The following is a 19,166-nucleotide window of genomic DNA, read 5'->3' on the forward strand; positions in this document are numbered from 1 at the left end:
GGCTGTAGCAGATGCTCGGAGGGCGACTGCTACAGTCTGGAATCTGTAGCAGGATTGTAGCAGTGAGGGCGTTAAACGCTGCTACACAATGGTTCACGGCGCTTCATTTAGGAAGAAGCGGGAAAGCCGGAATCGCCCGCCGGATAAGGCGAAACCCCTGATTTACAAGGGTTACCGTCTATCCAGTGGTTATGGTCATCTCCCTGTAGTTCAATGGATAGAACAAGTGCCTCCTAAGCGCTAGATGCAGGTTCGATTCCTGCCAGGGGGACCAGCCGCCCGGCCACCACGCCGGGCCGCGCAGGCCGGGCCGCGAAGTCCGCAACCGGTTCGCAGATCCCCGTCCCGTCTCTATCGCGCACTCGCGCACCCTCTTTCCCGAGCAGGTTTTCCATGGACATCAACAAGCAAGTCGCCGCCCTCACCGCCTCCGAACTGCAGACGGCAGGAGCCAGCCAGGCCACCGCCATTGCCGTGAGCGTGCTGCTGCGCCACCTCAATTCGCCCGAACTCGCCCGCCAGCTGGGCGCGGCGTTCGAAAACCACCAGGCCGTGATGCTGCAGACGCCCTGGCCCGAGCAGATGCTGAACGCGTTCGAAGCGACGCGGCGTTTCTTCGAAAGCGCGGCGCAAGTGCAAGGCGCGACGCCGCCCGCCGCCGAATAAACGGAATCCGACCGGCTAATTAGGGGTAAATACCGAGTTAAATACCCCTAAAGTAGGGAAAAATAGTGCCGTAAAGGCCTTTATGGACTCCACGCGTCCCCTCCCCGCCGGTCATATGATGTCGACCCTCATCGATCAGGATATCGCGCACATTCGTCGCGTGATGCCGCTGTCACTCGCCGGCGACTTCGGCGGGCCGATTCTCCCCGCGCTCTACTGGCGCCAGCGCCTGCACCGTCTGCTCGACACCGGTCACGTGAACAAGGGGCAGCTGTGTGAAATCGACAGCCTGCTGCTGATCCTCGACCTGCACGAGCTGAACGTCGCCTCGGCCTCCGCGCCTCTGGCGAAGCAGGCAAACGCCGGCCCGCAACACTCCTGACTCCCCTGAATTCGACGCTCGCGCGTGCAGGCATTCGCCTGCGCGGCGCTCGTCTGCGCACGCACCTCGGGAATTCCTGGTGCCGCGGGTCGACCATCGGTCATAATGTCCGCAAAAATACCCTAACGAGGACTCCGTGCTCACGGCCGAACCGAGAGACCTGCTCCAGCAGGCACGCAAGCGTTTCACGCAACAGCAGATCGCCACGCACGTCGGCCGCGACGTGAAGACCGTGCGGCGCTGGGAAAAGGGCGAGACGCCCTGCCCCGCGATGCTCGAAGCCGCACTGCGCGAGCTGCTGCAAGGCGGCGCTCACGCCCATGGCGCGACGGCGCGCTTTCGCTTCATCGACCTGTTCGCCGGCATCGGCGGCATCCGCAAGGGGTTCGAGGCACACGGCGGCGAATGCGTCTTCACGAGCGAGTGGAACCCGTTCTCGCGCAAGACGTATCTGGAAAACTACGGCGAAGATCATCCGTTCATCGGCGACATCACGGCCGTGGAGGCCGCCGACGTGCCCGATCACGACGTCCTGCTCGCGGGCTTTCCGTGCCAGCCATTCTCGATCGCGGGCGTGAGCAAGAAGAATGCGCTTGGCCGTCCGCACGGCTTTGCCTGCACCACGCAGGGCACGCTGTTCTTCGACGTCGCGCGCATCATCGCCGAGAAGCGGCCCGCCGCATTCCTGCTCGAGAACGTGAAGAACCTGGTCTCGCACGACCGCGGCCGCACGTTCGACGTGATCCTCCAGGTGCTGCGCGACGAGCTCGGCTACGACGTGCACTACCGCGTGATCGACGGCAGCCATTTCACGCCGCAGCATCGCGAACGCATCATCATCGTCGGTTTTCGCGAGCCGGCGGCGTTCTCGTGGGACGCGCTCGCGCTGCCGGAAGAAGGCCCGCGGCTCGCTTCGATCCTGCACCGCACCGACGGCTGCGAGCCGCTGCTGCCGTGGGACGGCGAGCGCTTCTTCGATCACGGCGCGCGCCGCGTGCAGCCGAAGTACACGCTCACGCCGGGGCTCTGGGCCTATCTGCAGCAATACGCCGAAAAGCATCGCGCGGCCGGCAACGGCTTCGGCTACGGCCTCGCGTTTCCCGACAGCGTCACGCGCACGCTTTCTGCGCGCTACCACAAGGACGGCTCGGAGATCCTCGTCTATCAAGGCGAAGGATTGCGCCCGCGCCGCCTCACGCCGCGCGAGTGTGCGCGGCTGATGGGCCTGCCCGACACCTTCCGCATTCCGGTGAGCGACACCCAGGCGTACCGCCAGTTCGGCAACAGCGTGGTGATGCCGGTGATGCGCGAAGTCGCGCGCACGATGATGCCGCACCTCGATGCGCTGCTGTCCAGACAGCACGCGGCACCGCGTGCAGACCCGCCGACGGTTCCCGAGGCTGCACACACAACGCGCACCACGCGTACGGCACGCACGTCGCGCACCGCACGCAACGCGGCGACGGCCACGGCCACGGCGGGAGGTCGCTGACCCGCGCGCGCCGCGGCCAACCGAAGCGAGGCGACAGACGATGGTCGACGTCGTCGATACCGCGACCCGCAGCCGGATGATGTCCGGCATCCGCGGACGCAACACGAAGCCCGAGAAGCTGATCCGCAGTCTGCTGCACCGGCGCGGCTTCCGCTTTCGCCTGAACGTGCGCGAGCTTCCGGGCCGGCCCGACATCGTGCTGCCGCGCCGGCGCGCCGTCGTGTTCGTGCACGGCTGCTTCTGGCACGGCCACAACTGCGCCCTCTTCAAGTGGCCGCAAACGCGCCCCGAGTTCTGGCGCGAGAAGATCGCGCGCAACCGTCTGAACGACGCCAGGGCGCTCGCCGCGCTCGCCGCCCAGGGCTGGCGCGTGGCGGTGATCTGGGAATGCGCGTTGCGTGGCGCGCAGCACGATCCGCAGGCGGTCGTCGAGCGGCTGGCCGCGTGGCTCGAAGACGAGTCGTCGGCCTGGTTCGAGGCGCGCTCGTAACGCGCCCTCGCCAGGCATCACGCGAAGCATGACGGCAAGCCGATGCGCCGCGCATCTCACGCTGCGAAGCTGGCCCTGCCTGCAGAGCCCGCAGTGATAAACTCGATCGACCGGCTGCGCACCCAGCTTCACGCGTCACACGTGTTGGCGCGACCGTCCCACGACCCCAAGCGAAGGAGACACCCGATGGCTGATTTCCGACTTTGGTCCGATGACTTTCCCAGCAACGGTTTCATGCCGAAGGCGCAGGAGTTCGACGACCGGGCCTTCGGTGTCGACGGCGACAACGTCTCGCCCGCGCTGCAGTGGGACGATCCACCCGCCGACACGCAAAGCTTCGCGCTCACCGTCTACGATCCGGATGCGCCCACGGGCAGCGGCTTCTGGCACTGGGTCGTGGTGAACATTTCGCCCGACGTGCGCTCGCTCGCCCGCAACGCCGGCAAGGCCGACGGCAGCCTGCTGCCGCAGGGCGCGGTGCAGGTGCGCAACGACTACGGCACGGTCGGCTTCGGCGGCGCAGCGCCCCCGCGCGGCGACAAACCCCATCGCTACATCTTCCGCGTGCATGCGCTCAAGGCGGCGCAACTGCCCGTCACGCCGGAAACGACGAACGCGGTGGCGCGCTTCATGACGCATCTGAACGAGGTGGATTCGACCACCTACGTCGGGCTCTATGAACTGAAATAAGCCGCCAGAGCACACCAGAAAACAACATCCAGCCGGCGGCGCACGTCCATCGCGCGCCGCCTCTCCCGTCGATGCCAACGCTTTCCGAACTCTCCGCCGCTTCCACCGCCGACATCGAAAACGGCCTGCCCTTTCCACAGCGTTACTACGCGATCCTCGTGGTCGCGCTCGGCATCACACTCGCCGTGCTCGACGGCGCGATCGCCAACGTCGCGTTGCCGACCATTGCGCGGCACCTCCATGCGAGCGCGGCAAGCTCGATCTGGATCGTCAACGCGTATCAGCTTTCGGTGACCATCTCGCTCTTGCCGCTCGCCTCGCTCGGCGACCGCATCGGCTACAAGCGCGTGTATCTGGCCGGCATGGTGCTGTTCACCGTCGCGTCGCTCGGCTGCGCGCTGGCGACCACGCTGCCCGAACTCGCGTTCGCACGCACGGTGCAGGGCTTCGGCGGCGCGGGGATCATGAGCGTGAACACCGCGCTCGTGCGCATGATCTATCCGCGCGCGCAGCTCGGTCGCGGCGTCGCCATCAACGCGATGGTCGTCGCGATCGCCTCCGCGGTCGGTCCGACGCTGGCCTCGGGCGTGCTCGCCATCGCGACATGGCCCTGGCTCTTCGCGATCAACGTGCCGATCGGCATCGCCGCGCTCGTGCTGGGCCTGCGCGCGCTGCCCGTGAACGAGCGGCATCCCGCGCCCTACGACTACTTGAGCGCCGTGCTCAACGCCATCGTGTTCGGCCTCCTGATCTTTGCCGTCGACGGCCTCGGCCACGGCGAGAGCAATCGCCTCGTCGCGCTCGAATTCGTGCTCGCGATCGTGATCGGCTGGTTCTTCGTGCGCCGCCAGCTCACGCAGGCCGCGCCGCTGTTGCCCGTCGATCTGCTCGCCAACCCCGTGTTCGCGCTGTCGATCAGCACCTCGGTCTGCTCGTTCTGCGCGCAAATGCTCGCGTTCGTCGCGCTGCCCTTCATGCTGCAGGAGACCTTCGGTTTCTCGCAGGTCGACACGGGCCTCCTCATGACGCCCTGGCCGCTCGTCATCGTCGGCGCCGCGCCGCTCTCGGGCGCGCTCTCCGACCGCTATCCGGCGGGCATGCTCGGCGGCATCGGACTCGCGCTGTTCGCGCTCGGCCTGCTCTCGCTCGCCACGCTCGGCGCGCATCCGGCGGTGTTCGATATCTGCTGGCGCATGGCCTTGTGCGGCGCGGGCTTCGGCGTGTTCCAGTCGCCCAACAACCGGCAAATCCTCTCCTCCGCGCCGCGCGAGCGCAGCGGCGGCGCGAGCGGCATGCTCGGCACCGCGCGCCTCACCGGGCAGACGCTCGGCGCGGCGCTCGTGGCGCTGATCTTCGGCGTTGCGCCGCAGCACGGGCCGACCACGGCGCTGTACGTGGCGACGGCCTTCGCCGCCGTCGCGGCGGTGGTGAGCCTGCTGCGCCTGATGCCGGGCACCGCGGCGCGTACGCCGGGCTAACAGCGGCCTAACCCTGCGCGCGCACAGGCACTAACATGGATTCAGGGCGAGCCGCATTCGCGGCCGCGCCCGGCGAGTCAACCTGCCGGACCCGGCAAAGGGGGCTTCCCATGTCACTGATCGTCGCTGGTCGGTTCACGACCTTTCCCGCTGCCGAAGCCGCCGCCGAAAAGCTGTACGCGGGCGGCTTCCTCGAAGAAGACGTCAACCTGTTCTTCGTCAATCCGCGCGGCCAGCATGCGCGCCATAGCGTCCAGGGGACGGCCATGGGCGCGCCGCCCACGGTCGCCGCCGTGCACCCGCATCACACCCGCAATATCACCGCAGGCGCCGTGGCGGGCGCCGTGGTGGGCGTGGTGATTTTCAGCGCGTTCTCGGCTGCGCTGCCATCGGTCGTGATCGCGGCCGGCGTGGGCGCCTGGATCGGGGCGCGCATCGGCGCGAGTGTGGGCGCGAAAGCCGCTGCGCAGCAAATGTCGATGCACCACGAGCGGGTGCATCGCGAAACGCGCAGCGACGGCGTGCTGCTCTCGGTGCACGTCTGCTACGAGAACCAGGATCTCGCCGCGCAGTTGCTGCGCGACGGCGGCGCCGCCGAGATCGAATGCGCCTCGGGCCAATGGCACGACGGACACTGGGCCGATTTCGATCCGACCCGTGCGCCGATGCCGTTTGCCGCGCCGAGCGGCCAGCGGGTCTGAGCGCACGCCGCGACGCGTATCGCCGGGTAGCGATTACGCGGACGCAAAAAAACGCGGCGGGCCGAAGGCCGCCGCGCGAATCCGTTTGCGCCGAGAATGGTTAGTCGGCCAGGGGCGGCATGCATCCCGCTGCGCCCCTAACCGCCGATGCCTCGCTACGCGCGCGCCGCACGCTGCGCCTGTTCGGGCGCGCTCGCTTGCACGGGAGCTTTCCCCGCCGGCGCGGCATTGCGCGCCCTGGCCGTGACCGAAGCGGCCGTCGCGACGCTGCGCAGGTCGGCGAGGAACGTATCGCGCCACACCGAAAGATTGTTCTCGCGCAGCGACGCCATCATGTCGTTGTAGCGCGAGACACGCTCGGCGTGCGGCATCGAGAGCGCACGCTCGAGCGCCTCGGCCGTCTGGTTCAGGTCGTACGGATTCACGACCAGCGCGCCCGGCAGCTGTTCGGCCGCGCCCGCGAACTGCGAAAGCACCAGCACGCCGGGATCGTCGGGATTCTGCGACGCCACGTATTCCTTCGCCACGAGGTTCATGCCGTCGCGCAGCGGCGCGACATAGCCCACCTGCGCCTCGCGGAACAGCGCCATCAGCAGGTTGCGCTCGTACTTGCGGTTCAGGTACTGGATCGGCGTCCAGTCGAGCTGCGCGAAACGGCCGTTGATCCGGCCCGCCTCGCCTTCGAGATTGCGGCGGATCGTCTGGTAGGTCTGCACGTCGGAGCGCGTCGGCGGCGCGATCTGCAGGAGCGAGACGCGGCCATGCCAGCCCGGCCCGTTCTGCAGCAGGCGCTCGAACGCCTGGAAGCGCTCGGCGAGCCCCTTCGAATAGTCGAGCCGGTCCACGCTCATGATCAGCTTGCGTCCGCGCATGGCTTCGCGCAGGCTGCGCACGGCCTTGCGGTCGGCGAACTGCGACGAGGCCTTGGCAATGGCGTCCGGATAGATGCCGATCGGGTACGCGCCGACCTTCAGGAAGCGGTCCCACGCGTGGACCATGCCGTCGTCGCTTGCGGTGCCATGACCGCCGCGCTCGATGTAGTCGAGAAACGCCTGGCGGTCGGCGTCGGTCTGGAAGCCGACCACGTCGTAGTGGCACATGAACTTCATCAGTTCTTCGTGCGGCGGCACCGAGCGCATGACTTCGGGCACCGGCAGCGGAATGTGCAGGAAGAAGCCGATCGGGTTCTTCACCCCGAGATCGCGCAGGCAGCGCGCGAACGGAATCAGGTGATAGTCGTGCACCCAGATGATGTCGTCGGGCTCGATGAGCGGCTGCAACTGGCGCGCGAGCGACACGTTCACGCGCAGGTAGCCGCCGTACTCCTGGCGCTCGTAGCGCGCGAGGTCGTTGCGGTAGTGGAACGTCGGCCAGAGCGTCGTATTCGAGAAGCCCTTGTAGTACTGGTCATAGTCACGCCGGGTGAGACCCACCGTCGCGTAGGTGACGCTGCCCTGCTGCTCGATGACCGGTGCGGACGGCTCCGCGACGGTTTCGCCGCTCCACCCGAACCACACACCGCCGGTTTCCTTGAGCGCGTCCAATACGCCGACTGCGAGCCCGCCCGCTGCGGGACGGCCCTCCTGGGTCGGCGCAACGCGATTCGATACCACGATCAGTCTGCCCATTGCGGCTCTACCTCCTGTTTCGTTGGGTCCGAAGACGATGCTTCAGGTACGTATGCAAGACGCGTGCCGACTCGGCGGGGTCTGGAGCAAAAATCTTTTCTCACAAACGACAGCGCGAGCAAATTCCGCGCGGCAAGCACGCAAGAACGGAATACCCCGGTGATCTGTCAGGCCAGGAAACCGGCCTGCCAACAGCGCGCGGTGAGACGCGGTTCGAAGCGGATCAGGCGTCCTGTTCGGAGCCGAGATCGCGCTGGTACTCGATGCCCTCAGCCCGCGCCCCGCCTTGGTTGTGCTCGCCGTCGGGCGGCACGCCAGGCGCGGCGCGATTCTGGCCCGCGGGGTCCGGCGCGTCCGACGGTTGCGGACTGCTTTTCTCTTGCGAATCGCGCGGGCCACGCTTGCCCGTGTAACGTGCGGAGCGGCGCAAGGCAGGATGTCTCATGTCGATGCCTCCAGCGGGAAGGCGGCCACGCGGCCGTGGCGCTTTTTTATAGTCTAGGGTTCGCCGCGTGAATTCGCCGGTAAAAATGGTGGCGCCTTTGTAACTAGTACATAAAAGCATCACGATCAGCGGATCGCTTCTCGAGGCCGTGCGAGCAGATGCTCAGGTGGCGGGCAATGCGCCACGCGAGAGATGAAATCGAGAGGAGACCGAAGGGTCGAATCGGGGTCGCGCGTGCGGCACTTCACCCGGTGGCTCTGGTGGATCGCCGATGGGCGGCACGTCCGGCTCGCCGGGTTGATCCGGCGGCGGTTCGTCGGGCTGCGGGGTATGCGCGAGCCAGGGCTTCACGCGGACGGCATCACTGGTTTTGCAGCTCGGCATCTTTCGCTCCTCATCATGGACGCGAAACTCACACTGCAAGCGTCGTACCGCCCGCGCGAGCGCGCCACATGGGCACGCTCGCTCATGCTGCTCAGACGCCGGCTACACGCGCGGGCGCATCGCCCTTGCCGGCGCTTTCGTTGCCGTACTCCACAAGACGGTTATAGAGCGTCTTCAGGCTGATGCCGAGGATTTCCGCCGCACGCGTCTTGACGCCGCCGCACTGCTCGAGCGTCGCGAGGATGAGCTGGCGATCGGCATCGGCGAGCGAGGTGCCGAACGGGATCGTCACCGCCGTGCCGGCGATCGGCTTCGAGAGCGAAATCTGCAGCGGCACCGTGGCCGTGAAATCGCCGTCGTTGCCCGACATGATGTGCGCGCGCTGCACGTAGTTCTTCAGCTCGCGCACGTTGCCGGGCCACGGGTAGGCGGCCAGCATGTCGCGCACCGCCGCGGGAAACTGCTTTTTGGTGCCATGACGCTCGTTGAGCTCGTCGAGGAACGACTGGGCGAGCAGCTCGACGTCCTTGCCGCGCTCGCGCAGCGGCGGCAGGCTGATCGGAAACACGTTGAGGCGGTGGTACAGGTCCAGACGCAGCTTGCCTTCGGCGACGGCCTGCTCCGGGTCGCGGTTGGTCGCCGCGATCAGGCGCACGTCGGTCTCGATTTCCTTGGTCGTGCCCACGCGCATGAACATGCCGGTCTCGAGCACGCGCAGCAGCTTCACCTGCAGCTCGATCGGCATTTCGGTGATTTCGTCGAGGAACAGCGTGCCGCCGTTCGCGCGCTCGAAATAGCCCTTGTGCTGCCGGTCGGCGCCCGTGAACGAGCCGCGCTCGTGACCGAACATCTCGGACTCGATCAGGTTCGGCGAGATCGCGCCGCAGTTCACCGCAAGGAATTCGTGCTTGCGGCGCAGGCTCAACTGGTGGATGGTCTGCGCGGCCACTTCCTTGCCGGTGCCCGATTCGCCCACCAGCATGACCGAGGCGGGCGTCGGCGCGACGCGGCTGATCTGGTCGTAGACCTCCTGCATGGTCGGCGAATTGCCGAGCATCAGGCCGAAGCGCCCCATGCGGCGCAGCTCGCCACGCAGCGTGCCGATTTCGGCCTTGAGGTCGCCCGCGCGCGGCAGGCGGTTCAGGATCGCCTTGACGCGCTGGAGGTTGATCGGCTTGACCAGGTAATCGATCGCGCCGGATTTGAGCGCATCGACGGCCGTCTCGACCGTCGCGTGCCCGGTGATGACCACGAGTTCCACGCCGGAGCGCGGGTCGAGATCCTCGAACAGGTCGGTGCCACTGCCGTCGGGCAGCTTCAGGTCGGTGAAGACCACGTCCGGCGTCTGCCGCACGAGCTGGATGCGCGCCTCGCGCAGGTCGCCTGCCTGCGCGGTCGTGAGCCCGTCGTCGCTCACCACGGCCGCCAGCGCCTCGCGGGTTTCCGCATCGTCATCGACAATCAATACATGTGGCATCGCGTCTCGTCAGCCTTGATAGGTGAATGGCTCCAAAGCGCGAGCGCCGCGCCCTTCGCAGGCGTGCCGGACAACCTTGCCCGGCACCGCGGAAGTCGCGACGCACGTGATTGCGCTGCAGTGGAGTACGAAACGGTCGGACGCACGCCCAAGGCGGCAAAAGCCTCGATACGCGCGGTTTTGCTACAACTGAGCAACAATACCGTCAGCCGCGGGCCGTCCGAACCTCGATTGTTGTTGATATGACTATTATAGACTTATTCGAGACAAGCGGGCACGGCTCTCGCGTGGCCCCCGCCACGCCCGCCTGCTAGCTGTGCGGAAACGGCCATGGCATGCCGGCGGACCCATTTGCGCCGTTCACGCCACTCGTCATCCGGCTCTTCGCGCCATGTGCGGGCGCGTCCGAGGCGCCCCGGGCCATGGCCATTTCCGGGCCCAGTCCGTTGTTGCCCGTGGTGTCGGCAAGCGAGCCGCCTTCGCCCTCCCAGCGGCTCAGATCGCGATAAAAAGTTTGCCGTTGCATGCGATGACGCTGCGAGAAACGCCATGCCAGCATGCCCGCCATCGCGCCAAGCGCGCCGACGGTCACCAGGGTTCCTACCAAACCGCTGCGGTTCTTCGACATATCGCTTTCTCCCAGATACGCCTCGTCAAAGACGGAAGACGCGAGTTGACTCGAATGACATCGCCCGGGGCGTGGCCGATGCGCGGCCCCTATTCATGCAGACGGCGCGGGGCGCTTCAAGTTCCGCAGCAGGATGCGTGCCACACTCGCTCGCGGTGTGCCTGGACAGGTCCATTGCCCTGTCAGGCGCGGCAGTGGTTAAATGTTTACGCGAAAACGAGCTACCAAGCTCGAAGACGCAAACCTCGCGGCCGTCGGAGCGGCAAGTTCCGCACCTGTCCTGGACGGCCAGCCCCGGATCGCAGGGCCTGTTCGCCGATACGCGCAGAAGCATGCCGATGACATGCCGATGCGCGTTGAAGCAAACGCCCCGCACTACCTTTGCAGGACGAACATCCCTATGGCGTCAATCGAGCCGGGCTCGCCCGCCGCCACCAAACGCAACAGCGAAAACAACGGAAATACCGCAGCGGACGAGGATGCGCGTGTCGCGGGATTGCAGTCGTACGGTCTGCTGTACGGCTCGTCGGCGGTCATGCTGGATCTGTATGCGCAGATCGACCGCGTGGCCGTAACCGAGGCGACGGCGCTCATCGTCGGCGAATCGGGCACGGGCAAGGAACTGATCGCCCGCACGATCCACGCGCATAGCGAACGCCGCGACGGCCCGTTCATCGCGGTCAACTGCGGCGCGATTCCCGACGAGCTGATCGAGGCCGAGTTGTTCGGTCACGAAAAAGGCAGCTTCACGGGCGCCGTGCAGGCGCGCGACGGTCACTTCGAGCACGCGCGCGGCGGCACGCTGTTCCTCGACGAAATCACCGAGATGTCGCTGCTGCATCAGGTGAAGCTGCTGCGCGCGCTCGAAACCGGCGAGTACTTTCCGGTGGGCGGCAACGAAGCGATTCGCGGCGACGTGCGCATCATCGCCGCCACCAACCGCGACCCCGTGACGGCCGTGAAGGAAAACTGCCTGCGCGAGGACCTGATGTACCGGCTCGCGGTGTTTCCGCTGCGCGCGCCGCCGCTGCGCGAACGTGAACGCGACCGCGAACTGCTCGCGCAGCATTTCCTCACCGAACTGAACGACCAGGAAGGCACGCAAAAGGCGTTCAGCAAGCGCGCGCTCGAAACCGTGCGCAACTGGTCGTGGCCCGGCAACGTGCGCGAACTGAAGAACGCCGTGTACCGCGCATTCATCCTCGCCGAAAAGGTCGTGGAGATCGCGCATCCGCAGCTGGTGCCGCGCGTGAAGAAGCCGGTCACCCAGGGCGACGCCATGAGCGTCTGGATCGGCACGCCACTCGCCGATGCGCAGAAGCAGATCATTCTCGGCACGCTCAAGTATTGCGGCGGCGACAAGCGTCTCGCGGCGCGCACGCTCGGCGTGAGCCTCAAGACGCTCTACAACCGGCTCGGCAGCTACGGCGCCGACGATGGCGAAAGCGAAGCACCCGCCGACCCGGACACGAACGAAGCCTGATTCCCCTCCCCCGCCTCATCGCGGCACGCTCGTTGCGCGGCGAGGTGGGAGGCGCACGGCAAGCCGATCAAAGTTCGGCCTGCCGTGCACGCCCTTTTGCAATTTCTTGCACTTTACCTATCCCCGTAAGCAATCCCGTGCTGCACAATCCGCAGCACGTTAAGTAAGCAAAACATGCTGGATATCCGCGCAACGCGGCGCTATCCGGCTAGCGGCAGGGAATCATCATGCAACAACGAAGTGCTCGGGCGCGCGTTGCGCCAGCGGTGTCGGCCGCGGTCATGGAAACGATCGCCGGCGTGCCCCCGCTCCCTTCCGCTCATCCTCGCTGGCGACGCGTCATGTCGCTCACGCTGCTCGCCACAATCGCGAGCCTCGCGTGCTCGGCCTGCAGCTCGCTCTACTCCGAAGGCGCACAAACCGGCGCCGGTATCGCCGGCGCGGCGGTCGCCTCGAAAGTGACGAGCAACGCGGCTGTGGCGACCGGCATCGGCCTCGGCGCCGTGGCCGCGGCGAAGGCCGGCGTGCAGTACTCCGAGCGCGTCGTCCACACCAACACCCAGAACAGCATCGCCCACGCGGCGGGCCCGCTCGCAGTCGGCGCGGTCGCGCCATGGTCGATCACGCACTCGTTCCCCATCGAGGACGACGAGCACGGCCGCGTCACGGTGAGCCGCACGATCAGCAGCGGTGCGCTCGACTGCAAGGAGATCGTGTTCTCCGTCGATCACGAGGCCACGAAGGACAAGCCCGCCTCGAGCGCGTTCTTCGTCGCATCGGTGTGCCGCGACGGCGACAACTGGAAGTGGGCCTCGGCCGAACCCGCCACCGCCCGCTGGGGTGCGCTGCAATGAACGGCATGAACGCGCGCGCGAAGCGCGTACGGCACGGTGCAACGGAGTCGTCCACGGCGCGCCCCGTGAAGCTCATCGCGCTGGCCGCGCTCTGCGCGGGCGTCGCGCTCGCGGCGAGCGGCTGCTCGTCGATCGGCGCGGCGAGCGGCGCCGCGGCGGCGGCGGCCACCGGCATCGTCACGGCGAATCCTGCCGTGGGCATCGGCGTGGGCATTGCCGTGCAGGCGGCCACCGACGAAGCCGTCGGCCGTTTCATGAAGAGCATGCACGCGGACCAGCAGGCGCTGATCGCCGAGACGGCCGGCCGCCTGCCCGTGGGCGGCATGGACCTCTGGCGCATCAAGCACGATTTGCCCGTGGAGAACGGCCACGGCCAGGTGCGCGTGACGCGCGCGTTCGCCAACGCCCTCACGCTCTGCAAGGACTTCGTGTTCTCGGTGCAGGACGGCGAGAAAGCCGACGCGCCCGAGCAGTGGTTCACCGCGAGCGCCTGTCAGGACCAGTCGGGCTGGAAGTGGGCCACGGCCGAGCCCGCGGTGGAGCGCTGGGGCACGCTGCAATAGCGCGCCTTGTCCGCAAACGAAAAACGGTCGCCAGGTGAACGCACCCCGCGACCGCTTTTTATGCCTGGCGATGCGCGCGTCGCTCAGGACTCCACGTCTTCGAGGCTGAAGATTTCCGACTGGTCGTTGTACGAGAAGATCTCGCCATAACGGCCCCAGTCGATCACGGTGTCGAGCGTCTCTTCGGCGGCGCCGTCGGAGAGGAAGTCCTCCAGTTCCTGCTCGAAACGCACGCGCGGCGCGCGATGCCCCGGGCGCTCGTTGAGCACCTTCTTGATCCGCGCCGCGAGCGGCACGTGGCGCAGCAGATGCTCGGCGAACATCATCTTGCGCTCCTGCGTGCCGAACTCCGCGAACACGCGCGCGGGCGGCGTGAGCAGCACGTCGCCTTCGCGCACGTCGGCGAAACCGAGGTTCTGCAGCACTTCCGCGATCGGGAACAGGTCGTCCACTTCCAGATGCAGCGAGCGCGCAATTTCCGGCATGTCGGCGCGGCCGTGATACGGCGCCATCGCGAGCGTTTCGATCAGACCGGCCATCAGGTTGGTCGACACGCGCGGCAGCCAGCTGCCGAGTTCGAGGCCCTTCTTCGTCGTCTCGTCGGTCTGACGCGCGGTCATCTTCGCGTAGATGTCGTCCACGAGCTTGCGGAACACCGGGTCGAGACGGTTGCGAGGATGCTTGAACGGCACCTTGATCTCGGCCACCACGCGGCCCGGATTCGACGACAGCACGAGGATGCGGTCGCACATGAACACCGCTTCCTCGATGTTGTGCGTGACGATCAGCACCGACTTGATCGGCAGGCGGCCTTGCGTCCACAGGTCGAGCAGGTCGGTACGCAGCGTTTCGGCGGTCAGCACGTCGAGCGCGGAAAACGGCTCGTCCATCAGCATCAGCATCGGGTCGACCACGAGCGCGCGCGCGAAGCCCACGCGCTGGCGCATGCCGCCCGAAAGCTCGCGCGGATAGGCGTTTTCGAAGCCGTCCAGACCGATCAGGTCGATCGCCGCCAGCGCCCGTTCGCGCCGCTCGCGCGCGCCCACGCCCTGCGCTTCGAGGCCCGCTTCCACGTTCTGCAGCACGGTGAGCCACGGGAACAGCGCGAAGGTCTGGAACACCATCGCCACGCCTTCGGCCGGCCCTTCGAGCGGCTTGCCGCGCCAGGTGACGTCGCCGGAGGTCGGCGAGATCAGGCCCGCGATGATGCGCAGCAACGTCGACTTGCCCGAGCCCGAGCGGCCCAGCAGCCCGACGATCTCGCCCTCGCGCAGCTGGAGGTTGGCGTCGTCGAGCACGAGCAGCTCGCCCTGGGTCTTGTTGAAGCCCCGGCACACGTCCTTCACGTTCAGAATTTCTTCGCCGAGGCGCGGCGGGTTCGGGGCCGTCTGCACATCACCGTGCGCGGCGCTCAGCGTCTTGGGGTTTTGCATCGCGTTACCTTCGATCATTCGTTGTTCGATCAGTCGTCGATCAGTCGAGCCGCAGACGGGACTCGGCGTACGTGTACAGCGGGCGCCACAAGAGGCGGTTGAACAGCGTGACGAAGAGCGACATCACGGCAATGCCGAGAATGATCTTCGGGTAATCGCCGGCCGCCGTCGTCTGCGCGATGTAGGCGCCCAGCCCGTGCGCGACGACCTTCGTATCGCCCCACTGCACGAACTCCGCGACGATACTCGCATTCCACGCGCCGCCCGAAGCCGTGATGGCGCCCGTCACGTAGTACGGGAAAATGCCAGGCAGCATAGCCTGACGCCACCACTGCCAGCCACGAATGCGGAAGTTCTTCGCCGCTTCCTTGTAGTCGTTCGGATAGGCGCTGGCCCCCGCGATCACGTTGAACAGGATATACCACTGGGTGCCGAGCACGATCAGCGGCGACAGCCAGATGTCAGGGTTGAGGTGAAAGCGCACGATCACGATCACGAACACCGGGAACAGCAGGTTCGCCGGGAACGCCGCGAGGAACTGCGCGAGCGGCTGGACCTTCTCGGCGATCGCCGGGCGCAGACCGATCAGCACACCGAGCGGCACCCAGATCACCGAAGCGATGGCGATCAGCAGCAGCACGCGAAAGAGCGTGATGAAGCCGAGACCGAGCACGTGCCACACTTCGTCGAGCGTCACGCCCGTGCGTACGAAGGCCACCACGCGCCACACGACGAACACGGTCAATGCGATCACGAGCACGGCCCACACGGCGTCGCCGATGCGTGCGCGCAAGCCGGGGCGGCCGCGCGTCACGGGCGCGGCGAACGTCACGTTCGGAAACGACGGCAGCTTGATCGGCATGCGCGCCGCCTTGGCGAAGAGCCAGCCGAGCGGCACGAGCAGTTGATGAATGAGATGGGTGCGGCGAATCAGGTCGAGCAGCCACGATTCCGGGGCATCACCCGAGCTCGTGTTCTCCATACGGAACTTGTCGGCCCAGGCCACGAGCGGGCGGAACAGGAACTGGTCGTAGGCAAGAATCACCACGATCATCGCGAGGATCACCCAGCCCACGGCGTGCAGGTTCTTTTCCGCGATCGCCTGCGCCAGATACGCACCGACACCCGGCAGCGTGATCGTGTTGTTGCCCACCGTGATCGCTTCGGAGGCCACCACGAAGAACCAGCCGCCCGACATCGACATCATCATGTTCCAGATGAGGCCCGGCATCGAGAACGGCACTTCGAGCTTCCAGAAGCGCTGCCATGCGGTCAGGTGGAACCCGCGCGAGACTTCATCCAGATCGCGCGGCACCGTGCGCAGCGACTGGTAGAAGCTGAACGTCATGTTCCAGGCCTGGCTCGTGAAGATCGCGAAGATCGCCGCGAGTTCGGCACCGAGCACGCGCGAGGGAAACAGCGCGAGGAAGAACGTGACCGTGAACGAGATGTAGCCGAGCACCGGCACCGACTGCAGGATGTCGAGAATCGGCACGAGCACCTGGCCCGCGCGGCGGCTCTTCGCCGCGAGCGTGCCGTAGACGAGCGTGAAGATCAGCGAGGCCACCATCGCCGCGAGCATGCGCAGCGTGGTACGCATGGCGTACTCGGGCAGGTTCGCGGGATCGAGCGAGATGGGCTGCGCCTTCAACGTCGCGATGGGCGCCATCGTTTCGTGAAAGCCCACGGCCGCCATCGCAATGAGGCCGATCATCAGCGGGAACGCCACGAAGTCCCAGCGGTTCGGCAGCACGCGCCACGCCGAGGCGTTGGCCGTGCGGTTCAGGTTGAAGCTGAACTCCATTCAGACGCCCTCCGCGCCAGGTTTCAGAAAGGCGGACGACATGACGTCCGTGCCGCCGGACAGGCATTGCACAAGCTGCGAGGATGGCGGATCGACAAAGGCAAGGCGCATGGACTCAAAATTTCGTTGGCGTTGATGACACGGCGACGATGCCGCGGTGGTACGCACCGCCCGCACCGCAGTTGCGGCTGGCGACTGGCGGCGGACGACTGGGCTTGCCTCGACTGAAACGGCACGACACTACTACAACCTCGATGACACTCACAACCGCGGCCGGTGCGCCGTGAAAGCCAGACTACACGGGCTTTCGCGGCGCTTTCGCCGGCCTTCTGGAGAGCTTCCAGAACGTGCCGCGCCCGGCTTCTGCACGTCATCGTGATGACGCATCGATGACGCCTTGATGACACAACGACGCCGCGCTCGCCTGCGTTCCTGCCTCATTCAGGCCGCCAACGCCAGTGGGCGTCGCTTGCGCGCCACACGCTGGCACGCGCGTGAACGGCGCTCGCGAAGCCGCGCCAACCGCGTCTGCGCTGCCTCGACTTCGCTCATCGCCGCGTATCGCCGTGCTGACGGCATGCACCTTGCATGTTAGCGATCCACGCTCGCGCCGCCGTCCGCTCGCGCCGCCTCGCAACGCCGCGCTGAGGCTTCGAGAGCGGGTTCACCGGCCCCGTTCGAGGGGTAAAATCGACACGCTCCGTCAGTGGCGCCCCGACGCCCAGGGGCGCCGATCCCCACGCCTCCATACCACTCACGAACCAGAAGGCCGATGAACAGGAGACTCTTGCGTCAGGCAGCCGGGCCCCTCGGGGTCGTGGTGGTCGCGCTCGTCTGCTGGGCGGCGGCCGACTGGCTCGCGGACCGCATGGTCCGCCAGGAGTTCGAGGCCGCGCTCGCCGCACAGCGCCAGATGATGCGCTCGGTCGTGGACAACATGGCCGAAGTGATCGCCAGCGACCTCGCCATGTCGCGCGCCATTCCGGCGACGATGGCCGAAACCCGTGTCGTCCAGCAGGCACTCACCGAGGCCGCGCATTATGCCGCGTCGAGCGAATCGACGGAACTGGCACGGCGCAAGGAGCTGCAAGGCGTGCCGGCGCTCGCCGGGGTCGACCGCTTTCTCCACGACGCCCAGGGCTTCTCCGGGCTCGATGCGATCTGGCTCGTCAACGCGAACGGCATCTGCATCGCGTCGAGCAATGCGCTCGAAAAAATCTCCTACGTCGGCGTGGACATGCGTCCGCGCGCATATCTGAACGACACGCTGCTCGGGGCGTTCTCCGAAGCCTACGGCGTGGGCACGGCAAGCGGCGAGCCCGGCATTTTCGTCGCAGCGCCCGCCTATGACGACGGCCTGCTGGTCGGCGCCGTGGTCGCGAAGGTCAGCATCGCCCGACTGCGCCACTGGGTGACCCACCCGGGCACCTTCGTCGCGGACAACAATGGCGTCATCATCATGGCCCATGACAGCGCGCTCGAAGGACGCGCCTTGCCCGGCTCGCACGTCGCCGAAATGAATGCGCTGGACCGCGTGAACACCTATCTGCGCGAGCACTTCGCGCCGCTCGAGTTGCGCCCGGCATCGAAAACCGCGTTGAGCGAGGCGCCGTGGATCCCGCGCGCCGACGCCGCGCAAATGATCGCCTTGCCGGGCCAACGCGCGCCAGCCCTCTACGAGCAGCGCGGCGGCCTGAACTCCGGGCTCTCGGCACACCTCGTGGATCCGGTCAACGCATGGTCCGAGCTGATTGCGAACCACCAGCGCGACCGGCTCCTCATTTTCCTCACGCTCGCGGGCACCGCGGCGCTCGCGGCAGTGATCTCGGTCTCGTGGGTGCGCGAGCGGCGCCTGCATCACGCGAGCCGCGATCTCGCCGGGCAGTTGCAGGCCGCGAACGCGCTGCTCGCCGCCGAGGCGCGCCACGACGCGCTGACCGGCGCGCTCTCGCGCCGCTACTTCCTCGACCTGCTGCGCCGCGAGATCGACACGGCCTACGAGGCAGGCAAACCGCTGTGCATGGCGATTGCCGACCTCGACTATTTCAAGCAGATCAACGACCGCTTCGGCCACCCGGCGGGCGACCGCGCGCTCCAGCATTTCGTGGAGACCTGCCGCGCCGAACTGCGCGCCGACGACGCCGTCGGACGCCTGGGCGGCGAGGAGTTCGGCATCCTGCTGCCCGCGACCTCGCTTGCCACGGGGCTCATCGTGCTCGATCGCCTGCGCGAGCAGGTGAGCAAACGCATTTGCGTGGAATTGCCCGAGGAAGCGAGCGTGAGCGTGAGCATCGGCGTGACCGAACTTGCGGCCTCGCAGGATCAGCCCGAGCGTCTGATGAGCCGCGCCGACCTCGCGCTCTACATGGCGAAGGCGGCCGGGCGCGACCGTTGCGAGGCCATGACGGCCGAGGGCGTCGTGCCGCCGCGCGCCGCGGCGCCGACCTGGTGAGTGCGCAACGAGCTTGCGCAAACCATCACACGAGGGATGCCCGTACCAGGCTGCGGGGCTCGCCCGGCTCAACCGGCGAGGCGCGGTATCATGGGATGAACGGTGCGCACCAGTCC

The 19,166-nt window shown here is 66.9% G+C and carries 18 protein-coding genes and 1 tRNA gene; 12 read left to right on the top strand and 7 right to left on the bottom strand.

Annotation, left to right across the window (positions count from 1 at the left end):
• Positions 1 to 199: 199 nt before the first annotated feature.
• The 8 genes from AB4Y40_RS30160 to AB4Y40_RS30195 all read left to right on the top strand — a co-directional run bounded on the left by AB4Y40_RS30160 (position 200) and on the right by AB4Y40_RS30195 (position 5,899).
• A tRNA-Arg gene (locus AB4Y40_RS30160) sits at positions 200 to 274 on the top strand.
• A gap of 119 nt (positions 275 to 393) precedes the next feature.
• Complete coding sequence (locus AB4Y40_RS30165) at positions 394 to 666, top strand: hypothetical protein (protein ID WP_321914756.1); 273 nt, start codon at positions 394 to 396, stop codon at positions 664 to 666.
• A 118-nt stretch (positions 667 to 784) separates the two neighbouring features.
• Positions 785 to 1,048, top strand: coding sequence for a hypothetical protein (locus tag AB4Y40_RS30170; protein WP_368690992.1), 264 nt, complete (start codon positions 785 to 787; stop codon positions 1,046 to 1,048).
• Positions 1,049 to 1,184: 136 nt separating this feature from the next.
• Complete coding sequence (dcm, locus tag AB4Y40_RS30175) at positions 1,185 to 2,540, top strand: DNA (cytosine-5-)-methyltransferase (protein ID WP_368690961.1); 1,356 nt, start codon at positions 1,185 to 1,187, stop codon at positions 2,538 to 2,540.
• 40 nt (positions 2,541 to 2,580) lie between these two features.
• Positions 2,581 to 3,030 carry a very short patch repair endonuclease gene (locus AB4Y40_RS30180; RefSeq protein ID WP_028205780.1) on the top strand — a complete coding sequence of 150 codons (450 nt, stop codon included), beginning with the start codon at positions 2,581 to 2,583 and terminating at the stop codon, positions 3,028 to 3,030.
• Positions 3,031 to 3,216: 186 nt separating this feature from the next.
• Complete coding sequence (locus AB4Y40_RS30185; RefSeq protein WP_368690962.1) at positions 3,217 to 3,720, top strand: YbhB/YbcL family Raf kinase inhibitor-like protein; 504 nt, start codon at positions 3,217 to 3,219, stop codon at positions 3,718 to 3,720.
• Positions 3,721 to 3,791: 71 nt separating this feature from the next.
• A complete protein-coding gene (locus AB4Y40_RS30190; RefSeq protein WP_368690963.1) occupies positions 3,792 to 5,198 on the top strand; it encodes an MFS transporter in 1,407 nt (468 codons plus the stop codon).
• Positions 5,199 to 5,308: 110 nt separating this feature from the next.
• The gene (locus AB4Y40_RS30195; protein WP_368690964.1) at positions 5,309 to 5,899 is read left to right on the top strand and encodes a hypothetical protein; all 591 of its coding nucleotides are present in this window, start codon (positions 5,309 to 5,311) and stop codon (positions 5,897 to 5,899) included.
• A gap of 155 nt (positions 5,900 to 6,054) precedes the next feature.
• On the opposite strand, the gene otsA is transcribed toward AB4Y40_RS30195, so the two are convergent.
• The 5 genes from otsA to AB4Y40_RS30220 form a co-directional block, all read right to left on the bottom strand.
• Positions 6,055 to 7,527, bottom strand: coding sequence for an alpha,alpha-trehalose-phosphate synthase (UDP-forming) (otsA, locus tag AB4Y40_RS30200; RefSeq protein WP_368690965.1), 1,473 nt, complete (start codon positions 7,525 to 7,527; stop codon positions 6,055 to 6,057).
• Between the two features lie 223 nt (positions 7,528 to 7,750).
• Entirely contained in the window at positions 7,751 to 7,972 is a 222-nt protein-coding gene (locus AB4Y40_RS30205; RefSeq protein ID WP_368690966.1) for a hypothetical protein, read from the bottom strand.
• Between the two features lie 162 nt (positions 7,973 to 8,134).
• The gene (locus AB4Y40_RS30210) at positions 8,135 to 8,356 is read right to left on the bottom strand and encodes a hypothetical protein (RefSeq protein ID WP_368690967.1); all 222 of its coding nucleotides are present in this window, start codon (positions 8,354 to 8,356) and stop codon (positions 8,135 to 8,137) included.
• A gap of 91 nt (positions 8,357 to 8,447) precedes the next feature.
• On the bottom strand, positions 8,448 to 9,833 hold the full coding sequence (locus AB4Y40_RS30215) for a sigma-54-dependent transcriptional regulator (RefSeq protein WP_368690968.1): 1,386 nt from the start codon (positions 9,831 to 9,833) through the stop codon (positions 8,448 to 8,450).
• 310 nt (positions 9,834 to 10,143) lie between these two features.
• A complete protein-coding gene (locus tag AB4Y40_RS30220) occupies positions 10,144 to 10,461 on the bottom strand; it encodes a hypothetical protein (RefSeq protein WP_368690969.1) in 318 nt (105 codons plus the stop codon).
• A 400-nt stretch (positions 10,462 to 10,861) separates the two neighbouring features.
• On the opposite strand from AB4Y40_RS30220, the gene AB4Y40_RS30225 reads away from it, so the two are divergent.
• From AB4Y40_RS30225 to AB4Y40_RS30235, 3 genes are all read left to right on the top strand, one after another.
• Complete coding sequence (locus AB4Y40_RS30225; protein WP_368690970.1) at positions 10,862 to 11,944, top strand: sigma-54 interaction domain-containing protein; 1,083 nt, start codon at positions 10,862 to 10,864, stop codon at positions 11,942 to 11,944.
• 341 nt (positions 11,945 to 12,285) lie between these two features.
• A complete protein-coding gene (locus AB4Y40_RS30230; protein WP_368690971.1) occupies positions 12,286 to 12,798 on the top strand; it encodes a hypothetical protein in 513 nt (170 codons plus the stop codon).
• 5 nt (positions 12,799 to 12,803) lie between these two features.
• Complete coding sequence (locus AB4Y40_RS30235) at positions 12,804 to 13,361, top strand: hypothetical protein (protein ID WP_368690993.1); 558 nt, start codon at positions 12,804 to 12,806, stop codon at positions 13,359 to 13,361.
• A gap of 83 nt (positions 13,362 to 13,444) precedes the next feature.
• Here the strand turns inward: AB4Y40_RS30235 and AB4Y40_RS30240 are convergent, their stop codons facing one another.
• A complete protein-coding gene (locus AB4Y40_RS30240) occupies positions 13,445 to 14,794 on the bottom strand; it encodes an AAA-associated domain-containing protein (RefSeq protein ID WP_368690972.1) in 1,350 nt (449 codons plus the stop codon).
• 40 nt (positions 14,795 to 14,834) lie between these two features.
• Positions 14,835 to 16,598 (bottom strand): ABC transporter permease, encoded by a 1,764-nt coding sequence (locus AB4Y40_RS30245; protein WP_368690973.1) that lies wholly within the window; start codon positions 16,596 to 16,598, stop codon positions 14,835 to 14,837.
• Between the two features lie 772 nt (positions 16,599 to 17,370).
• Between AB4Y40_RS30245 and AB4Y40_RS30250 the strand changes: the two genes are divergently transcribed.
• On the top strand, positions 17,371 to 19,050 hold the full coding sequence (locus AB4Y40_RS30250) for a diguanylate cyclase (RefSeq protein ID WP_368690974.1): 1,680 nt from the start codon (positions 17,371 to 17,373) through the stop codon (positions 19,048 to 19,050).
• Positions 19,051 to 19,166 lie beyond the last annotated feature (116 nt).

The organism is Paraburkholderia sp. EG287B, assembly GCF_040965595.1.
Lineage (GTDB): Bacteria > Pseudomonadota > Gammaproteobacteria > Burkholderiales > Burkholderiaceae > Paraburkholderia.